The following is an 18,840-nucleotide window of genomic DNA, read 5'->3' as shown; positions in this document are numbered from 1 at the left end:
ACGCGATTCCCATACAGGATGGGGCGTCATGGGGCGAAACTGCCCATCGACTGTTGAAGTCATGTGAGTGCAACAAAGGTTGCGCAATCAATAGGCATGATTAAAATACGTGCATCCAAAGCTTGTCAAGCAACTTGTTTGGCACTGCATGACGACGCACACTGAACTGTGTTTCAATAATGAAGGGCGGGTATGGCGATGGGTAGACCTTGGACGCCTCAGTTGTTATCTGGGCGGCGACAAGAACTGTTCCAAATCATATGCTAAGGAAGAACGAAAAAAGAACGCGCTACACAACCGGCGTCTAGCGCACTTTGAAGTTTCACCGCCATATCATTTTATAGCTGTTAGGGACGCCCGTTAATATAAATCCAGACAAGATGTGAACAGACGGAAAGGGAACTGTACAAAGACACCCGGGTCCGGACAAGACAAAGCGCTCCTTAGCGAGCAACCGATAAATGCTTTGTTGGAGTGATTAATGGGATGCCGAAGACTTCTCAAACCCGAAGAGCGAGACGCGCTTCTCGGCATCCCGGATGACGAAAACAGCTTAATACTGCATTACACTCTCACGGCAGCCGATCTATTGGATAGTCGAACTTCGGCGCCGTACACATAACAAACTTGGCTTTGCGCTGCAGCTTTGCATAATGCGATATCCCGGTAGAGTTCTCGGCTCGGACGAATGTCTTCCAGCTCCTTTTGTGGCTTACGTTGCTGAGCAATTGGCTGTCGGGGTTGGTAATTTCGAGCGTTATGCACATCGGGAACCAACCCGGGTTGAGCATGTTTCCCGACTACTTGCCCACCTTGGAGAGCACAACGCAACCGCTGCAGATCGACGCGCCGCACTACTTGCGGCTATGGATGCCGCTATCGAAACCGACGACGGTCTGCACATTGCCACCGCGGTGGTCAAAGCCTTCCGAAGTCGCAATGCATTGTTACCGTCAGATTCCCGTATTGAAAAGATTGGATTGGCAGCAAGAGCAATTGCGAGACGGCGTGCCGAAGCAGCGCTGCTTTCGAACTTCTCCCAGAGACGACTTGAAGAGTTGGATGATCTTCTCAAAGTAGATACTATCATCGGTCAGACTCGCTTCAGCTGGTTACGCACAGCGCCTGATGCGCCGGGGGCAGATAATTTAGTCGGTCTCATTGAACGGTTATCATTCGTACGCTCCATTGCGATCGATCCCCATTTGCAAAACCATATCCATTCGAAGCGCTGGACCCAGATGGTCAAAGAAGGGGATGTAACACCCGCTTGGCTAGCCGCCGATTTCAATGCCGGGCGGCGCCGGGCCACCATTGTTGTACAGCTCATTACCCTCGCCCAGAACTCACAGACACGGCAGTCACAATGTTCGGCAAACTGATCGACCGGCTGTTCTCCCAGACGAAGAACAAGAAGAAGCAACGGCTCGGAGAGAGCCGAAAAGAAACCACCAATGCGCTTCGAATGTTCCGCGACACATTACGGGCTCTGGTCATGGCCAACGATACTGACCAGGATGCTCTCGAGCTGATTGACCAAGAAGTCGGCTGGTACAGACTGTTACGAGCAAAGCCGGTGATCGAAGCCATGGTGTCCGAAGCCGATCCAGATCCTTTGCTTCTGGCGGTCGAACGTCATTACAACCTGCGCAAATATTCGGTTCGGTTTTTGCAGACCTTCGTGTTTCGCTCTTCCCGCCGACACGATCCGCTGATTTCGGCCATCGAAACGCTTAAGACATTAAACAATGACCGTCGACGATCACTACCTGACAATGTGCCGGTTGCTCACCCTTCCGAGCAATCTCGCAAACTGATCTTCGGACAAGATAGACCTGATCACCGCCTCTATGAAATAGCGACGCTGGCAGTACTGCGCGAACGGCTCCGGTCTGGAGACATCTGGGTAGAGGGGAGCCGCGCTTTCCGGCCCATGGACGAACATCTGATGCCACGTCCCACTTTTGTTGACCTCAAATCCACGGGTAAACTCGGTCTTGGTGTACAATGTGATGGCATTGAATACCTCAGCGAGATCCGGCAAGCTCTTGACTTCAATCTGAAACGACTTGCCCATCGCGCGCGCAATGGCAAACTTGAAGGCGTCAGGCTCGAAGGCGAGAAGCTCATTGTCTCGCCCCTGGCAAGTGAGGTGCCTGCAGCTGCCGAAGATCTAGACTGGGAACTGAGTGAAATGTATCCGTTGATCGAGGTGCCTGATCTTCTGACAGATGTGCACCGCTGGACCAACTTCGGAGATCAATTTACCCATGTTCGAACTGGTGAGCCACCGCAGCAACGCTGCCATGCTGGCAGGTGTTCTTGCCGATGCCACCAATCTTGGCCCGAAGCGGATGGCTGCGGCGTCGAAAGGAGTCAGTCCGCACCAGATCAGTTGGGTGCGAATGTTCCACGCGCGCGCGGAAACGTATCGACTGGCGCAGGCATGCGTGACTGACCATCACTCTAAAAATCCGCATGCGCGATTATGGAGGTGACGGGACGTCAGCCTCGTCTGACGGTCAGTTCTTTCGCGCCAGCGACAGAGCGGCGGGCCTCGGTGATATCAACTTGCATTATGGCAGCGAACCGGGCTCAAAGTTCTATAGTCACCTTTCCGATCAGTATGGCTATTTCAGCATTCTACCGATCAGCCCAACAGAAAGCGAAGCTCCTTACCTTCTCGACGGTCTCTTCGATCATGAAACTACTCTCGACATCCGGGAGCACTTTACTGACACGGGCGGGTCCAGCGATCACGTCTTTGGATTATTTGCACTTATCGGAAAGCGGTTCGCGCCGAGGTTGCGCAATTTGAAGGATCGGAAATTCCATACATTTGAAAAAGCGGACGCCTATCCGGCGCTTAATGATCACATTGGAGCTCCCATTAATTCTGACCTTATCCTGCAATATTGGGATGATCTGCTTCACCTTGCTGCATCGATCAAAACCAAAACGGTTGCACCCTCCACCATTCTCAAACGACTGGCCGCCTCCCCCAATCCCAGCCAACTCGCCAAAGCATCGCGGGAACTTGGTTGCCTCGAACGCACCTTATTCATGATTGAATGGTACTCGAGCGCTGCCTTGCGACGGCGATGCCAAGCTGGACTTAACAAGGGCGAAGCAGCCCACAAACTAAAACGTGCCGTATTCTTCCATGAACGTGGGGAAATTCGTGACCGCTCTTTCGACAGTCAGGCATTCCGCGCCTCCGGTCTCAATCTGGTGGTCAGTGCCATCGTTCACTGGAACACAGTCTATCTCGACCGCTCCGTCGAGCAACTTCGCAAGCAGGGGCGGCAGATCCCGGATGAAGTGCTGAAACATATTTCTCCACTGTGTTGGGAGCACATAAATCTTACCGGCATTTATTCCTGGGACGAACGGCCGGATCTGATTGGTGGATTCAGACCGCTGCGTATCCAAAAGAGCATGGTCCGCGCAGCGTAAGGAGACGTCCTCTGCATATTCACTGTGTGTTCTACCTTAGCGTATGATTTGGAACAGTTCTTGTCGCCACCCCGCCTGGAGACGCTCGTCTCGCTGGTCGACCGCGATATCTATCCCGCCGAAGAGTATCCCGATGGCCAGTGGGATTATGCCCGCTACTATAATACGCATTTCGACCAGGCGGTCGCCGACCTCGATACTGACAAGGCCGCATATCTGGCATCGGCTTATCGATCCGGCAGTCCTGCTTCCGTCGGCACGGTTTCACCGATGGCTAAAGTCACGCGCAACGGAGGCCGCTTCGGAGCTGCCCACCGTGCCCCGCCGACGCGGCCCGATGCAGCTCTATGGCCAGTGGCAGACTTCGAGGCGCTGGTAAAGTCGTTCGACACGCACGGTTTCCATCCGCCTTGCTCCTGGTATGTGAATGACAAAGCCAACATTGCCTATGCGCGGGAAGCGCCCGATGAAGGTCGATTGTCGATGCCGGTGCTGTTCGTCAACGGCGACTATGACCAGATCTGCAGCATCCTCGGCAATCGCCAGGGGGATCCAATGCGCGCCGCCTGCGGTGACCTGAGTTTTGTGAGCTTGCCCAGCGGCCATTGGCTGCCGTTGGAACGTAAGGCTGGGCACATACAGGCGATCCGCGATTGGCTCGACAGAAAAAACTTGTAGCAGTGGTGTCGATCTCATCTCTGGTACGGAAACCAGATCGGCTCAGCACGATGAGTAACCCGGCAGCCAACTCAAGGCGTAGGAAGCAAAGTGGGTCCAAGAGCAAGCATTGAGGTTCACTTGAACGGCCGAGATGGGGCCGAAAGCGGAATGACGGCTTTCAGGATTGGATATCGATTTCCGTCCCATTCGGGGCCGCAGCCTGTCAGGCACTTGCATGTAAGGAGCGGCACGTAGCGTTAGTGTTGGTATCGGTCATGGTTTCCAGCATAGATAAGCTTCGCGACCTTTTGTTTGATCACACCCTTAATCTCAATCAGATCCGATCAATCACTGGAACACGGCTCATCAGGCGGCAAAGCTTACATATGCCTGCTCTCATTGAGCAGGCTGCTCATCTTCGCTTTCGTGCGACGTTTCGTCGATTGCCGCCGGCTCGCGATCAGGCCTTTGCACGTTCGCATCATTATTGTCGGAAGGCTCGATGACCTGCTCTTTTTTCGTGGAGGGGGATTGTTCATCCTGATCAATGATTATCGCCTCTTCCGAGGTGCTGACGGATGGTTCAGGCTGCGCGCTACTCTTTTTTTCCTCCGGTTCGCTACCCGGGACGATAGGCTCAACTACCGGTTCTTCTGCGGTCGACGGCACTCGTGTATTTGAATCGCCCGTTAGAGTTTCATCGGCAGTATTGTCATTGGGTTCGATCTGGCTGCCTGTCTCAATCGGAGCGGTTATCGTTTCTGGAGAGTCCAATGAGGATCTGGCGGCTTCTTTGTCCAATTCATAAGCGGGTGTGGAAGGTGTGTAGTCCACCTGCTTCATGTCGATGTCAGTTTCTGCAATTGGCAGGTTCTCGAAATAATTTTCGGTTTGATGACTCTCGTCAATCATGACGCTGACGTTCTGTTCAGCGTAGTTGTTGACCACCACTTGTGTCGATGCGTCGATATTGATGTTAATGTTAACAGTGGGCGTAAACGGATCGTCGTAGTAGCCCCAGTCTGTATAGGTGTAATAAGGCTCGTAATAGTCGGACCAGCAGGTCTGCCAATATTCATAGGTAACCCGTTCCACTACGAAGTAGCGGGTATAAGCCGGGTAGTAGGTCGTCGTGACGACCCGATAGCCGTCCATCCAGCCCATAAACGAACCGAGGAGAAAGACGGTTCGCTGATAGTTTGCGTCATCAATACGGTCCTGTTCGACCTGATCCAATTGGGACGACAGTCTTCTGACATTGGCTGCGAGCTGGGTATTTGACCTTGTTTCGATTTGCAGCCTGTTCACCTGTGAGCGAAGCTTAGTTACCTGCGCCTTAAGTTCTTTTACCTGCTCGAAACTTGCCTTCACGGGTTTTGATTTGACTGGTTCGTTAAGCGCATAGCGCGTCCCATAGGCGGCCCAGTTGGCGGAAAGAGCCCTGACGCCTTCGCGCACCGTCGGATTGGCAATCCTGGCAGAATCCGAAATTGCTTCAATGCGGCCAACTGCAACAGAGAGACTGCTTGTAGCAGTCGTCATTTTCTTTGGGTCGCGGGAGTTAAGACCTTTTTCAAGGCCCCCAAGTGCCTGCAGTGCTTCGTTTGTCGCTTTCATAAGCATCGCATCTACCCGCGAGCCTTTTTTGGGTTCGTTTTTGTAAGCAACAAGAATGGTTGAAAGAGACCGGCGCATATTGAGTTGCAATTGGGCTGCATCGATCTTTGTAGATGATGCAGCTATAGCCTGACTGATCTCAAACAAAGGAACGGTGATTGATCCAGTCATGGCCAAAAGAAGGGCGCTGCTCAACATCATCGCTACACGGCGTGTTTTTCTGATCGAGTTCATTCTTGTCCTCTTGTGTATTGGGTAGGCGCGGGCAAGTCGCACGCGCAGCGTTGTCAGGTTCGGGTGCGGGTGCGGCTTTCGAGCCGCTTCGGTTTGTCGTGATCACCGTTGGGGTTGGTCTGCGCGCTTGCTTTTGTGCTGAACGTTCATCCGCACTGCCCCTGTATGCTCCCCCGGCCCTCTACACCGTGCCGTCAATCTCAGGGCACCAATCTGCAATCGGAGTATTTCTCATACTGGCAATGTAGGTTGAATGATCTGCCGACATGCGATGGCCGAACGATCAACGTCGATGAGATGATTGCAAATAGAGCGGCCATATAGATGGCAGCTGGCATAACGCGAAATAGCATTTGCATTTTGTATTCCTTTTGGAGGCTATCAAACGTCGAAAATGTGTGACCTTGGAGACTTTAATCGAGGCGATCCTGAAGGTTGGGACCCTGCGATCTAGCGTATTGGGAATTCGCCCCGGTCGGGCACATCGAAGACTGGCGAAGACGCGTTACCAGTTTATTGTTTTGACATAAGGGCCGCCGGTTTGCCCGATACTGTATGAAAATCTGAAACGTCCCGGAGGCATGTCGGGCCAGGCAACCAGCATCGTAAAGAACATTCCGGATAGCGCAGCCACATAAATGAAGACTGGTACAAAACGAAACAGCACGCTCATGTTGAAGCTCCTGGTTTTTGCTCGGATCTCGAAGAAACGTGCCATCATGTGCGATCGCCTAATGTCTGCTCGGTTGCATGGTTTTGACCTCGTTGCCAATTCACTTGTTATGCTTTGACGGTGGCGGGTATACTTTATTGCGCCTGAAAAACCCGTGAGTGCGTTGTCAGCGAATTGTCAGCTTCATTGAACTAAGCTATCTCCTTGACGGGCGTAGATGGTTTTAGGAGGATGCGAGTGCGTTTTCGGCCCCTGAGAGCCGTGTTGCGGTGGGCGATTGTTGTCTTGGCACTACACCTTCCCAAGGCGGTGCAGGCACATGAATGGGCAAGTGACGTAGAGGGTGTCCATTACATCCAAATCTCCGACGATGGAGATTCGGATGGTTCACCGAGTGACGGTGGCACTGTGGGTGGATCGGACTCGGACGACGGGGTCTCCGATTCTGATGATTCCCAAGGCGATCAGCAATCTTACCCCAACGGTCCTGGCGGCAACCGGCCCGACGAGAAATTTGTCGGACCAAATGGCGCTTTAAGAGCCGTCCAGGCCAATAGAGCGCTCCCACTGGATGACATTGTAACCATTGCCCGCAACCTTACCAACGGCCAGATCATTGACGCGCGGTTACGCTCCGTGGGGGGTGTTCTCCAATATGAGTTAAAGGTGCTTGAGACCAACAGCGAAGTCAGCCGCTATTCTTTCAATGCCCGTACAGGCAAACTCATAAGAGTGAGGTAAACATGCGCATACTTGTTGCCGAAGATGATCGCCGCATAGCAGAGTCGCTTGGCGCAGCACTATCGGCCGCCGGTTTCCTCGCGGAATATGCTAGGGATGGAGAAGACGCCTGGTTTCGTGGTGACACTGAGACATTCGATGCCGTGATCCTTGATCTGGGCCTTCCAACACTGGATGGCTTGACGATCCTGAAGCGCTGGCGCCGCGCAGGACGTAACGTTCCCGTATTGATTCTCACCGCGCGCGGACAATGGGACGAAAGAGTGGAAGGAATCGAGTCCGGCGCTGACGATTATGTTGTTAAACCTTTCCGGATGGAGGAGGTTGTGGCACGCATACGTGCGATCGTGCGCCGGGCAGGTGGCTTTGCATCATCTCAGATTGAAATTGGCGAACTGGTTCTCGATACACGGATGAGACAGGTCTCGCGCGCAGGCGTTCCAATTGTATTGACCCCACAAGAATACCGGCTGCTCGCTTTCATGGCACATCAGGGCGGACGTGTCGTTTCACAGATCGAGATTACCGAACACCTCTACACGCAAGACTTCGAGGGCGGTTCAAATGCCGTTGAAGTCCTGGTCGGTCGCCTGCGCAAGAGATTAGGTGCCGATATCATCGCAACGCGTCGTGGTTTTGGGTATATTCTCGGTGGGGATGCCCCTTGAGAATCCGGTCTTTACGGGTTCGTCTTATACTGGGAGCTGGTATTTGGATTGCCATTGCCCTCGTATTGGCGGGTGTAACTATCGGATATCTATTTACCAATAATGTGGAGCGGGGCGCATCTGCAGATTTATCGGCGACAATGTCACGCCTTGTCGCCTTGATCAATCCGGACGCGCCCGGTGCCTCACCTTTGCTTACTGGCGCTTTGCCTGATCCACGCTATCAAACACCGGTCAGCGGTCTCTATTGGCAGATAACAGATCTTGGTACCCAGCAAAACATCCGATCACGATCGCTATGGGATCATGTTCTCAAGGTTAGCCCGTCAAATGAACGAGGACAGCTTTCTACCGTTCAAGGGCCGGTGGGCCAATCATTGCTTGCATTGTCCCTTACGGCACGCTTTGCAAAAACTAAAGATGAACGGCGCTTTCAGATCATCGTCGCTCAAGACAGGTCTATCCTCGATGAAGCGATCACCCGATTTGGGCGGGAACTGGCCCTAGCACTTCTGGTCCTCGGCCTCGTCCTTGTCGTTGCCGTCATCTTGCAGGTGCAGTTCGGTCTTTTTCCGTTTAAGAAATTGCGTAAGGATATTGAAAGTATCCGCAATGGTGTTACTTCTTCAATCGATGCCATCTATCCGCTGGAAGTTGCAGCTGTGGTCGGCGAAGTAAATGCCCTCCTTGCCATGCAACAGAAATCTATGGATTTTGCGCGATCCCGTGCGTCCGATCTTGCTCACGGGCTTAAAACTCCGCTCACCGTGTTGGGCACGATCGCCTATGAGCTCGAAAAAGGCGGCAACACGCGCAGCGCAGCCTCAATCGTCGATCTGACGAACGAGATGCGTGACCGGATAGATTATCAGTTAAGACTGGTCCGACTGCGTCAACGCGTTCGGATGCATGCACTCAGCGCGTCATTAAGCAGCGTTGTTCCCCGCACGATTGCGGTGTTGAAAAGAACACCCAAAGGCGAACAGCTGGTCTGGGTCGTTAATGTCATGGATGGTCTGAACGTCGACATCGACGTAAACGACCTTGTGGAGCTTGTCGGTGTGATACTGGAGAACGCTGCGCAATGGGCGAACACGCAAATTCACATCAATGCTAAGCTGGATGGCGCGTTTGTCGAATGGCAAATATCCGACGATGGTCCGGGCATTCAGGTTTCAGATCCCAGTAAGATTGGTCTACGTGACAGGCGGTTGGATGAGACAGGGACGGGCACTGGCCTTGGCCTGGCCATTGCTTCTGAGATTGTCTCCCTCAACAACGGAACGATTGCGTTTACATGTTCTAGTCATGGTGGACTTGAAGTCATTATCCGTTTGCCAAGTGTGGCAGCCAATTAGAAATGTCGCGTTGTGTGTAAAGCTAAAATGTCATCCTGACAGATGCCGAGTCTCATCGACGGGCAGGGTTCAGCCCTCAACATTGCAGGCCGGCCAGTCGCCGAGCGGGCAGCCGCTTGATGCGTTTATTCAGTTAGGCGTTGAGGGACGGATCGGAAAAGACCAGTTATACGATTCCGGTTCGTGTCCGCTCGCGGCATTCGATCATCATTTGATATGGTTTTAAGAAGAATCGACGAGCGTTTATGGAATTTTTGTCTCTTATCAAAATTATTCAAAACTTGCGCTTGGCGACATTCATAAAGGAGCTTGCCGGTATCCTTTGCCGTACTCTGTTGGCCTCTTGTGCCAATTCTTCCCGAGTTGGCCACAATCAATATCTCACCAAAGAGGGTTGGTTGTGTGGTTAGGTTAAACCGACCTCAAATACGGGGAACTTCCGGTGCAACTCGGCGAAGGGCAGTGACGGGGCCCGACACGCGATCTGCTTCCATTGCAGTCCATCGCGCCATACACCCGTCATCCGCCGGGATCAGCCAGCTACTGGCGTGTTGAGAAGCTGCTGCTCCCAGAAATAGGCGATGCCGCTGCCCGCCGAGTGCGGACCGATGACCTTGTTCAATTTCTCGGCGGACTCGGCGCGGGCCCAATCGCGTTGCCACTCGGCGGCCACCGCCACCCAGGTCATCACGTTCGCGCCAGCTGCGATCATCCGCTGGATGCCGACCTGATGTGCTTCAAGTGACGTGCCGCCCGACGCATCGGTGACGACGGTCACGTCCCAGCCTTCGCCCAGTGCCTGGATCGCAGGCATCGCGACGCAGATCTCGGTCCAAAGGCCAGCGATGATCAGCTGCTTACGGCCGGTCGCCTTGACCGCGTCCACGACCTTCTTGTCTTCCCAGGTGTTGATGAAGGTACGGTCGATCACCTCCTGGCCCGGGAATACTTCGGTAATCGACGGGAACAGAAGACCGCCGCGCGCTGCGATCACGCTGGTCAGGATGGTCGGGACGCCAAACACCTTGGCTGCCTTGGCGAGGCCGGTTGTATTGTTGACGACCATCTGGGGGTCATGGCTGTTCAGATTGGCAAGTTGATAGGGCTGGTGGTCGATCAGGACGAGGACCGAATCTTCAGGACGAAGAAGTGAATCGAGGCCGTTGCGAAATGTCATAATAATTCCTTTGCTGCCGTTGAGTTGAATGGGTTGCTTGAGACAATTGCGAAGCGGCGTCTCTGACAAAGGATTGCCATTCCTGTTTTCGATGCGGTAGCGTCGATTCATGATGTGCTGTGTCGCAGATTGGGGAACGCTGAATGGATATCGAAGAGTTGCGTACGTTCGTCGAAGTTGCCGACGCGGGTGGGGTGTCGCCTGCCGCGCGACGACTGGGCGTGTCCAAATCGATCGTCAGTCGACGGCTTGCACGACTTGAAGCGGACTTGGGTGTCCAGCTTCTAGCCCGCACAACGCGAGGGGCGGCGCTCACCGAAGCCGGGATCACGTTTCGAGACTATGCAGCGCGTGTATGTGGCGAAATCGATATAGCCAGGGAGACGATCCTGCCGGCGGGCGAGTTGCGAGGCCGCCTGCGCATTGCAGCGCCGCACTCGTTCGGTTCTACACATTTTGCACCGGTGATCGCGGAGTTGGCGCGCCGTCACACGGCGTTGCAGGTTCAAGCCTGCTATACTGACCGGTTCGTCGATTTGCTCGCCGAAGGGTTCGACTGTGCGATACGGGTTGGCACGCTTCCGGATTCCAGCCTTGTCGCCAGGCGGGTTGGGACGATATCCGCAAAGTATGTCGCGAGCCCGGCATACATCGAAAAGCACGGGGCGCCCGCGACGCCGGAGGAATTCATCACCCACCAAGCTGTGATGCAAGGAAATGAAACCTGGCCGGTGATGGATGGAGACACGCTCATCGCAATGAAAGTGCAAGGGCGGTTTAAGGCCGACAATGGCGTTGCTCTGGTCTCGGCAGCACTTGCCGGGATCGGTATCGCTGGACTGCCTGAAGACCTGATCTGCGAACATCTAGTCTCTGGGGCGCTCGTTCCGGTTATGACAAGCTTTCCAGCACCAGAGCTCGGCATCTTTGTCGTTCGCCCACCGGGCCAGCACCCGGCGCGCAAGATGCGAGTGCTTACCGAGATGCTGATCGAGTGCTTCAGGAACCCATCACATGTTGCGGACAACACCTCCGGGTGACCTAGCGCGCGGATATGTTGAAGAGGTGCTCTCATTCCAGCGGACCTGCATTCGGGTCACGCCATGAGTTAAAGGAAGGCACCATAGTTTGCGTCGTTGGATTTTTGTTCAATCTAAAGTGTCAAAAAGGTGCTATTGTCATTTGTATTACTATATTATAATAATACGGTGAGGTCTGGGAGGATCTTGAAAATTTGACCAATTTCGGGAGGAGAAATCATGATTTCCATGAAGAGAATTCTGCTTGCCAGTACGATTGCCATGGCATTCGCTGGAACAGCGAGTGCTGCTGATTTGACGGTGGGTTTTTCGCAAATCGGCTCGGAGTCCGGCTGGCGTGCCGCTGAAACATCCGTGTCCAAGATTGAAGCCAAAAAACGGGGTGTGGAACTTAAGATTGCTGATGCGCAGCAGAAGCAGGAAAACCAGATCAAAGCGATCCGCGGCTTCGTTGCTCAGGGCGTCGACGCTATTTTCATTGCACCTGTCGTGGCGACGGGTTGGGATACGGTTCTGGCAGAGGCCAAGGAAGCCAAGATCCCGGTTATCCTTTTGGATCGTACAATCGAAACGACAAATGATGGCCTTTATCTGACTGCGGTAACGTCTGATACGGTGCATGAAGGAAAGGTGGCCGGCGAATGGCTCGCCAAAACCGTTGCTGGCAAGGACTGCAAGGTTGTTGAACTTCAGGGCACGGTTGGCTCCAGCCCAGCAATCAACCGCAAGAAAGGTTTTGAACAGGGCATCGCATCTGCCTCCAACATCAAGATTGTCCGAAGCCAGACAGGCGACTTTACCCGATCAAAAGGTAAGGAAGTGATGGAAGGTTTCCTCAAGGCGGAGAATGGCGGCAAGAATATCTGCGCCCTTTACGCACATAATGACGATATGGCGGTAGGCGCAATTCAGGCCATCAAAGAGGCTGGTTTGAAGCCGGGCAAGGATATCCTCGTCGTATCGGTTGATGCCGTTCCTGATATCTTCAAGGCAATGTCCGAGGGTGAAGCGAATGCTACCGTTGAGCTTACACCCAACATGGCTGGCCCTGCGTTTGATGCTCTGAAGGCATTCAAGGACAGCGGCAAGGCTCCTGCAAAGTGGATACAAACGGAATCGAAACTGTACACGCAGGCCGACGATCCGAAGAAAGTTTATGAGGAGAAAAAGGGTCTGGGATACTGATTAAGCCCGTCGTGCCAGTCGCTTTATTTTAAGCGGCTGGCCACTGATCGACATTTGGCTCACCGGAGAGCGCAATGACGGACAACCCCAGTCTTCTGGCCGCTGAACATATTGGCAAGTCATTCATCGGAATGAAAGCACTTGATGATGTCAGTTTTGATGTAAGAGCCGGTGAAATTCATGCGCTTCTTGGTGAAAACGGCGCGGGGAAATCTACACTTATCAAGGTTTTGACAGGTGTGTATCGACCAGATGCGGGTGTGATCAAACTTGATGGGCAGGCCGTGAACGTGCGTGACACGCAGCATGCCCAGAAACTCGGGATCGGCACTGTCTATCAGGAAGTAAACCTGCTCCCCAATATGTCCGTTGCCGATAATCTCTTTATCGGCCGCCAGCCAATGCGATTTGGTTTTACCGATCGGCGATTGATGGAAAAACGTTCCCGGGAAATATTAGCTCAATACGACCTTGATCTCGATGTTACGTCGGATTTGTCCCGTTATTCAGTCGCCGTCCAACAACTCGTCGCTATCGCGCGTGCTGTCGATATGTCCGGCCGCATTCTCATTCTGGATGAGCCGACAGCCAGCCTTGATAGCCACGAAACCGAGATCCTGTTTGCCATATTACGCCAGCTGAAGGCTCGTGGTCTCGGTATTGTCTTCATTACGCATTTTCTAGATCAGGTTTATGAAATCTGTGATCGGGTCACGGTGCTGCGCAACGGCAAGCTGGCAGGCAGCGCAACGACGGAAGTATTGCCAAAAATCGAGCTCGTTTCATTGATGTTGGGGCGAACTCTTGCGGTTGCCACGCACAATGTGCGCCGTGCCCGACCTGCGCCAAAGGTCAGGCAATTTTCCTTCAAGGGGCTCGGACGCAGCCGTAGCATAGCGCCGTTCGATCTCGATATCGGCCAAGGAGAAGTAATCGGTATGGCGGGTCTGTTAGGGTCTGGCCGCACCGAAACAGCCAGACTTTTGTTCGGAATCGATGCCGCCGATAAGGGACAGGCATCCATAGAAGGTAAACCAGTTCACATTCGAACGCCGCGGGAGGCTGTCGCACTAGGCTTTGGACTATGTCCGGAAGATCGCAAGTCCGATGGAATTATAGGCGATCTTTCTGTGCGGGAGAATATTTCGTTGGCACTGCAGGCGCAACGAGGCTGGTTCAACCGTTTGTCGCGCCGCGAGCAGATCGCCTTGGCTGACAAGTTCGTGCGGGCACTCGATATCCGAACCACCGACATTGAAAAGCCGGTCAAACTTTTGTCAGGCGGAAACCAGCAAAAGGTCATTCTGGCCCGGTGGCTTGCAACCAGTCCGCGCTTTCTCATTCTCGATGAACCAACCCGCGGCATTGATGTGGGTGCGCACGCCGAGATCATCGCGCTGATCAATCAGCTGTGTGATGACGGCATGGCGCTCCTCGTCATTTCTTCGGAGATTGATGAGATCGTTGCTTACAGCACACGGGTTGTCGTCCTGCGGGACCGCGTGCATCGGGGTGAGCTTTCCGGTGATGACATCACAACTTCAAATATCATGCAGATGATCGCGGCTGATCCGGAAGGGGCGACAGCATGAACCGCCTGAGTAAAGCTGCATTGACGAAAGCAGCACCACAGCTCCTGTCGCTCGCTCTGATCCTTTTTCTCAACTATCTGGCATTTCCCGGTTTTTTTGAAATACGCCTTCAAGACGGACGACTGTTCGGCAGTCTGATTGACGTTCTAAACCGTGGTGCGCCCGTCATTATCCTTGCGATAGGGATGACCACTGTGATCGCCAGTCGTGGCGTCGACCTCTCCGTTGGAGCTGTTATGGCTGTTTCAGGAGCACTCGCCGCCACAATGACTGTGGCCGGTTATCCGGTGCCTGTCGTTATTCTCGCCGCGCTCGGTACAGGTTTGTTGTGCGGCTTATGGAACGGCATTCTTGTTGCTTATTTCGATTTGCAACCGATCGTAGCGACACTGATCCTCATGGTTGCAGGGCGCGGTATCGCACAGTTGATTACAGAAGGCTCCATTGTGACCTTCAATGAGCCTGGACTGATCTTCTTCGGAACCGGGTCATTTGCCGGTATTCCTATGCCCATCCTGATTGCCGCATTTCTTTTATTCGTAGCAATTACAGTCGTGCGGCGGACGGCACTTGGACTATTGATCGAGTCTATCGGTATCAACAGGAGTGCCAGCAGTTATGCCGGGCTGAACAGCAAACTTTTGCTGCTTGTTATCTATAGTTTTTGCGGATTTTGCGCTGCACTCGCCGGGATCATTATTGCCGCTGATATCCGGGGAGCCGATGCCAATAATGCTGGCCTCTGGCTGGAGTTGGACGCAATTCTGGCTGTCGTTATCGGTGGTACATCGCTCTTCGGTGGCCGGTTCTCAATTCTGATGTCGGCGCTTGGCGCCATTATTATTCAGGCGATGAACACCGGTATTCTGTTGTCCGGCTTCCCGCCGGAATACAACCTTATCCTGAAAGCCTTGGTCATCATCGTCATCTTGCTGGCACAATCGTTTTCATCTCTGGGCGGATGGGCGTTTCTCAAGGCAGAGTTCCGCTCGAAGGGGGCAAAGCGATAATGAGCACGCGACTTCTACCCTTCTATGCGACACTACTGATTTGTGCGCTCGCTTACGCTGCGTGTGTGTTTCAATTCCCGGCGATGCTCTCATTCCGCGTTGCAGGTAATCTGCTGACGGACAATGCATTTCTGGGTATCGCCGCTGTCGGTATGACTTTCGTCATTCTTTCTGGCGGGATTGATCTTTCCGTGGGGTCAGTGATCGCTTTTACAGGCGTGTTGCTCGCAGTCCTTATTACGCATTATGGCGTTCATCCGCTGATTGCTTTTGCAATCGCGCTGTCGATAACCACAGTCTTCGGCGCAAGTATGGGTGCCATTATCCATTATCTCGAAGTGCCTGCCTTTATCGTAACATTGGCGGGCATGTTTCTGGCGCGCGGCATGTGCTTTGTGATGACAACGGATTCAATACCGATTGATCACCAATTCTATACAGCTTTGCAGGGTCTTTTTTATCGACTTCCTGGCGGTGGCAGACTGACCTTCATTGGTTGCCTTATGATCATCGTATTCGTCGCTGGCATCCTGATGGCGCATTTCAGCAAGTTCGGTTCTTATATTTACGCAGTCGGTGGCAACCGGACATCGGCTGAGCTGATGGGCGTACCGGTGGCCAGAACCACGATTGGAATTTATGCAATGTCGGGCTTCCTCTCGGGGCTCGCAGGTATTGTTTTTTCCCTTTACACCTCTGCCGGCTATTCACTGGCAGCCGTCGGTGTCGAGCTTGATACGATCGCTGCTGTTGTCATCGGGGGAACGTTGCTGACAGGAGGGGTCGGCTATGTCGCAGGTACATTCATCGGTGTGATTATCCAAGGTATTATTCAAACCTACATCGTCTTCGACGGTACATTGTCCAGTTGGTGGACAAAGATTGTTGTGGGTGTCCTGCTTTTCTCGTTCATTGCCATGCAGCGTATATTGGTGTTCCTATCGTCGAAAAGAACAACGGCTATCGGTGGGGGATGAATTGCCACGCAACGACCTTTCAAACTATGATTTCCGCACAGCTGGTTATTCGCATACCCATCATGGTCATGTCATGCGCGCGCTTGGCTTGCGCATTATCAACGGTGATTATGCTGAAAACAGTATTTTGCCCGGTGATGCAGAATTGTTCGAAAAGTTTGGCGTGTCCAGAACTGTGGTACGCGAGGCCCTTAAGACATTGGCAGCCAAGGGGTTAATTCAGCCTCGAGCCAAGATTGGCACGCGTGTACTCGAGCGTTCCCATTGGAATCTGTTCGACCCTGATATTCTGGTTTGGCATTTCGAGGCAGGCCCCACTCCGCAGTTCCTTTCAAGCCTTCTTGAAATGCGGTTGGCATTGGAGCCAGAAGCCGCAGGCCTCGCTGCCCTGCGTAGAACCAATGTACAATTGGAAAATCTCTATCATTGGGTGGAGAAAATGGGAGAGGCAGGCCAATCGGCGTCCAGCTTTGTTGATAGTGATCTTCAGTTTCATATCGCGATTGCTGATGCGTCCCATAATCCATTCATGCGTTCGATCAGCGCTCTCATTGAAGTGGCTTTAGTGACTACATTCACGATCAGCTCGCCCATACCTAATCCCGAGAGACACAGCTATTCGGTGGCACGGCATAGAGCCATTGCTGACGCAATCAAGGATCGTAATGTCGGAGCTGCCAAGGAAGCCATGCGCGGTGTCATTGACGATGGCGCAGAACGCGTGCTGGCCGCGACGACGAGCGAGACACACTAGTTGGGGGGGAAGTAGGCTTTAGCCCGCTACTTGTCGATGTAGGCAGCCAGTTCGTCGGGCGTTCCATTCGGGAAGGCCTGTTTCAGAAAATCCAGAAATGCAGACACGCGAGCGCTCAACAGACGGCGCGATGGGTAGAGCGCCCACAACGCAATGTCGGACCCATCGATATCGCCCCAATGCAGTAATGTGCCGTCGGCCATATCGTGGCTCACCAAGGAGATCGGCAAACGGGCTGCGCCAACGCCTGCCCGTACCGCATCCCGAACCATGATTATGGATGAAAGGGCGAGGATTGGCTCAATGCTGATCGTCAAATGTCCGTCCGGGGTTGTGACATCCCAAGTCTGCAGATTGCCAACACCGCGCACAATGCCTGGAACTGGGCGGCCTGCAGCGGCTCGGGGAAAATTGGGGCTTGCCACCACGACGAGGCGATCATGCAGAAACGCTCGGCCCACAAGGCTTTCGTCCGGATCCGGGTTGACCCGGATAACCAGATCATAGCCTTCCTCGATCATATCAACCGCTCGGTCCTCAGTCGTGATTTCCAGTCTCACATCCGGATAATTCAGTGCAAAACCGGCCGCGATCTTGCCCATGGCGGTCTGTGACAAAAGGAGCGGCGCGCTGATCCGCAATCGGCCACGTGGCTTCTCCGCCCCTGAGGCAATGGTGGCTGCCGTTTCGTCCAGCTCTGTCAGGAGAGCGGCTGTACGTTCATGAAGGGCGCGCCCTTCCTCGGTGAGCTTCAGGTTGCGCGCACCCCGTTCAAACAGCCGCAGGCCAAGTGCAACCTCCAGTTCCGCAACACGCCGGGAAAGGGTTGCCTTGGGACGCCCGCCCGCACGGGCGGCTTTGCCGAAGCCACCGTGACGAGCCACGAGATTAAAATCGGCAAGTGCGACGAGATCCATGAGTGTTCCATGTGTGAGACGTCGTGACTAAATTAATGGTCTATTGGATCAATGATGAACCAGCCATATTCGAGGTGTCAAGAACTTCCAACCCGGAGATACTCTCATGAATACGATTGCAACAGAAACAGGTTTAGTCGCTGCACCGAAGATCGTGGTTCTCGGTGCTACCGGGCCGACCGGCCGCCACATTGTCAGCCAGGCCGTAGGTCGCGGCTATGACGTCACCGTGCTGGTGCGTTCGCCGGAAAAAGCCCAGGATATCAAGGGAGCAAAACTTGTAGTCGGAGATGCCCGCGATGAAAAAGCCCTGCGACAGGCAGTCAAGGGTCAGGACATCGTGATCAGCGCACTCGGCACACCCGCAAGCCCACTTCGTGAGGTCACTCTTCTTTCGATCGCGACCCAAGCCCTTGCAAGCGCCATGAAGGCAGAGAAGGTCTCGCGTCTTATCGCCATCACCGGTATGGGCGCGGGCGACAGCGCAGGGCACGGCGGTTATCTCTTCGACAAGCTGATCTTCCCCCTGCTACTGCGCAAGGTATACGCCGATAAAGACCGCCAGGAAGCCATCATCACAAGCAGCGACCTCGATTGGACAATCGTTCGTCCCTCGATCCTCAACAACAAGCCCGCGCGCAACAAGATCCGGACGCTCACCGATTTGAGCCATTTCCACGGCGGCAACATCTCGCGGGAAGATGTTGCGACGTTCATTCTAGATCAAGTCGCCTCTGATGAATGGCTGAGAAAAATACCGTTTATCACCTGGTAGTGGAAA

At 53.7% G+C, this 18,840-nt stretch carries 15 protein-coding genes and 1 pseudogene; 12 read left to right on the top strand and 4 right to left on the bottom strand.

Translation table 11 applies throughout. From position 1 onward, the window contains the following. Positions 1 to 481: 481 nt before the first annotated feature. A pseudogene (locus BLU05_RS16275) lies at positions 482 to 3,456 on the top strand (Tn3 family transposase). Between the two features lie 60 nt (positions 3,457 to 3,516). Beyond that, positions 3,517 to 4,134 carry an alpha/beta fold hydrolase gene (locus tag BLU05_RS16270; protein WP_244518384.1) on the top strand — a complete coding sequence of 206 codons (618 nt, stop codon included), beginning with the start codon at positions 3,517 to 3,519 and terminating at the stop codon, positions 4,132 to 4,134. 378 nt (positions 4,135 to 4,512) lie between these two features. Here the strand turns inward: BLU05_RS16270 and BLU05_RS16265 are convergent, their stop codons facing one another. Together BLU05_RS16265 and BLU05_RS26005 are read right to left on the bottom strand one after the other, a co-directional pair. Next, positions 4,513 to 5,967 carry a hypothetical protein gene (locus BLU05_RS16265; RefSeq protein WP_139210476.1) on the bottom strand — a complete coding sequence of 485 codons (1,455 nt, stop codon included), beginning with the start codon at positions 5,965 to 5,967 and terminating at the stop codon, positions 4,513 to 4,515. 505 nt (positions 5,968 to 6,472) lie between these two features. After that, positions 6,473 to 6,688, bottom strand: coding sequence for a hypothetical protein (locus tag BLU05_RS26005; RefSeq protein ID WP_139210475.1), 216 nt, complete (start codon positions 6,686 to 6,688; stop codon positions 6,473 to 6,475). Positions 6,689 to 6,877: 189 nt separating this feature from the next. Between BLU05_RS26005 and BLU05_RS16260 the strand changes: the two genes are divergently transcribed. From BLU05_RS16260 to BLU05_RS16250, 3 genes are all read left to right on the top strand, one after another. Continuing rightward, a complete protein-coding gene (locus BLU05_RS16260) occupies positions 6,878 to 7,381 on the top strand; it encodes a PepSY domain-containing protein (RefSeq protein ID WP_244518383.1) in 504 nt (167 codons plus the stop codon). A 2-nt stretch (positions 7,382 to 7,383) separates the two neighbouring features. Then, positions 7,384 to 8,049, top strand: coding sequence for a response regulator transcription factor (locus BLU05_RS16255; RefSeq protein WP_091881939.1), 666 nt, complete (start codon positions 7,384 to 7,386; stop codon positions 8,047 to 8,049). 140 nt (positions 8,050 to 8,189) lie between these two features. Continuing rightward, positions 8,190 to 9,407, top strand: coding sequence for a sensor histidine kinase (locus BLU05_RS16250; RefSeq protein WP_244518382.1), 1,218 nt, complete (start codon positions 8,190 to 8,192; stop codon positions 9,405 to 9,407). A gap of 532 nt (positions 9,408 to 9,939) precedes the next feature. Here the strand turns inward: BLU05_RS16250 and BLU05_RS16245 are convergent. Further along, positions 9,940 to 10,584: a hydrolase gene (locus BLU05_RS16245; protein WP_091882342.1), complete on the bottom strand. Its 645-nt coding sequence runs from the start codon at positions 10,582 to 10,584 to the stop codon at positions 9,940 to 9,942. 143 nt (positions 10,585 to 10,727) lie between these two features. Here BLU05_RS16245 and BLU05_RS16240 point away from each other — a divergent pair, with 143 nt between their 5' ends. The 6 genes from BLU05_RS16240 to BLU05_RS16215 all read left to right on the top strand — a co-directional run bounded on the left by BLU05_RS16240 (position 10,728) and on the right by BLU05_RS16215 (position 17,142). Then, positions 10,728 to 11,624, top strand: a complete 897-nt coding sequence (locus BLU05_RS16240; protein ID WP_091881933.1) for a LysR family transcriptional regulator — start codon at positions 10,728 to 10,730, stop codon at positions 11,622 to 11,624. Between the two features lie 228 nt (positions 11,625 to 11,852). Next, positions 11,853 to 12,809, top strand: a complete 957-nt coding sequence (ytfQ, locus tag BLU05_RS16235; protein WP_210184619.1) for a galactofuranose ABC transporter, galactofuranose-binding protein YtfQ — start codon at positions 11,853 to 11,855, stop codon at positions 12,807 to 12,809. A 74-nt stretch (positions 12,810 to 12,883) separates the two neighbouring features. Continuing rightward, positions 12,884 to 14,401, top strand: a complete 1,518-nt coding sequence (locus tag BLU05_RS16230) for a sugar ABC transporter ATP-binding protein (RefSeq protein ID WP_091881928.1) — start codon at positions 12,884 to 12,886, stop codon at positions 14,399 to 14,401. Beyond that, the gene (locus BLU05_RS16225; RefSeq protein ID WP_091881925.1) at positions 14,398 to 15,411 is read left to right on the top strand and encodes an ABC transporter permease; all 1,014 of its coding nucleotides are present in this window, start codon (positions 14,398 to 14,400) and stop codon (positions 15,409 to 15,411) included. Before BLU05_RS16230 ends, BLU05_RS16225 begins: the two co-directional genes overlap by 4 nt. Further along, on the top strand, positions 15,411 to 16,388 hold the full coding sequence (yjfF, locus tag BLU05_RS16220; protein ID WP_091881923.1) for a galactofuranose ABC transporter, permease protein YjfF: 978 nt from the start codon (positions 15,411 to 15,413) through the stop codon (positions 16,386 to 16,388). The genes BLU05_RS16225 and yjfF overlap by 1 nt, the downstream gene beginning before the upstream one ends. 1 nt (position 16,389) lies before the next feature. Then, positions 16,390 to 17,142: a FadR/GntR family transcriptional regulator gene (locus BLU05_RS16215; RefSeq protein ID WP_244518381.1), complete on the top strand. Its 753-nt coding sequence runs from the start codon at positions 16,390 to 16,392 to the stop codon at positions 17,140 to 17,142. A gap of 26 nt (positions 17,143 to 17,168) precedes the next feature. Here BLU05_RS16215 and BLU05_RS16210 read toward each other — a convergent pair whose 3' ends face one another. Next, positions 17,169 to 18,059, bottom strand: coding sequence for a LysR family transcriptional regulator (locus tag BLU05_RS16210; protein ID WP_091881920.1), 891 nt, complete (start codon positions 18,057 to 18,059; stop codon positions 17,169 to 17,171). Between the two features lie 106 nt (positions 18,060 to 18,165). Between BLU05_RS16210 and BLU05_RS16205 the strand changes: the two genes are divergently transcribed. Next, positions 18,166 to 18,834, top strand: coding sequence for an NAD(P)-dependent oxidoreductase (locus BLU05_RS16205; RefSeq protein ID WP_091881918.1), 669 nt, complete (start codon positions 18,166 to 18,168; stop codon positions 18,832 to 18,834). The last annotated feature ends 6 nt before the right edge of the window (positions 18,835 to 18,840 follow it).

Source organism: Phyllobacterium sp. OV277, assembly GCF_900104355.1.
Taxonomy (GTDB): Bacteria; Pseudomonadota; Alphaproteobacteria; order Rhizobiales; family Rhizobiaceae; genus Phyllobacterium.
The sequence above is the reverse complement of the archived record's forward strand: the minus strand, read 5'-3'. Positions and strand labels throughout refer to the sequence as shown.

Bases quoted from the DNA above. Each gene is read 5' to 3' on its own strand.
- BLU05_RS16245 (WP_091882342.1), bottom strand. From the start codon at position 10,584: ATGACATTTCGCAACGGCCTCGATTCACTTCTTCGTCCTGAAGATTCG.
- BLU05_RS16250 (WP_244518382.1), top strand. From the start codon at position 8,190: ATGTCACGCCTTGTCGCCTTGATCAATCCGGACGCGCCCGGTGCCTCA.
- BLU05_RS16225 (WP_091881925.1), top strand. From the start codon at position 14,398: ATGAACCGCCTGAGTAAAGCTGCATTGACGAAAGCAGCACCACAGCTC.
- BLU05_RS16265 (WP_139210476.1), bottom strand. From the start codon at position 5,967: ATGAACTCGATCAGAAAAACACGCCGTGTAGCGATGATGTTGAGCAGC.
- BLU05_RS16240 (WP_091881933.1), top strand. From the start codon at position 10,728: ATGGATATCGAAGAGTTGCGTACGTTCGTCGAAGTTGCCGACGCGGGT.
- BLU05_RS16230 (WP_091881928.1), top strand. From the start codon at position 12,884: ATGACGGACAACCCCAGTCTTCTGGCCGCTGAACATATTGGCAAGTCA.
- ytfQ (WP_210184619.1), top strand. From the start codon at position 11,853: ATGAAGAGAATTCTGCTTGCCAGTACGATTGCCATGGCATTCGCTGGA.
- BLU05_RS16210 (WP_091881920.1), bottom strand. From the start codon at position 18,059: ATGGATCTCGTCGCACTTGCCGATTTTAATCTCGTGGCTCGTCACGGT.
- BLU05_RS26005 (WP_139210475.1), bottom strand. From the start codon at position 6,688: ATGATGGCACGTTTCTTCGAGATCCGAGCAAAAACCAGGAGCTTCAAC.
- yjfF (WP_091881923.1), top strand. From the start codon at position 15,411: ATGAGCACGCGACTTCTACCCTTCTATGCGACACTACTGATTTGTGCG.
- BLU05_RS16205 (WP_091881918.1), top strand. From the start codon at position 18,166: ATGAATACGATTGCAACAGAAACAGGTTTAGTCGCTGCACCGAAGATC.
- BLU05_RS16255 (WP_091881939.1), top strand. From the start codon at position 7,384: ATGCGCATACTTGTTGCCGAAGATGATCGCCGCATAGCAGAGTCGCTT.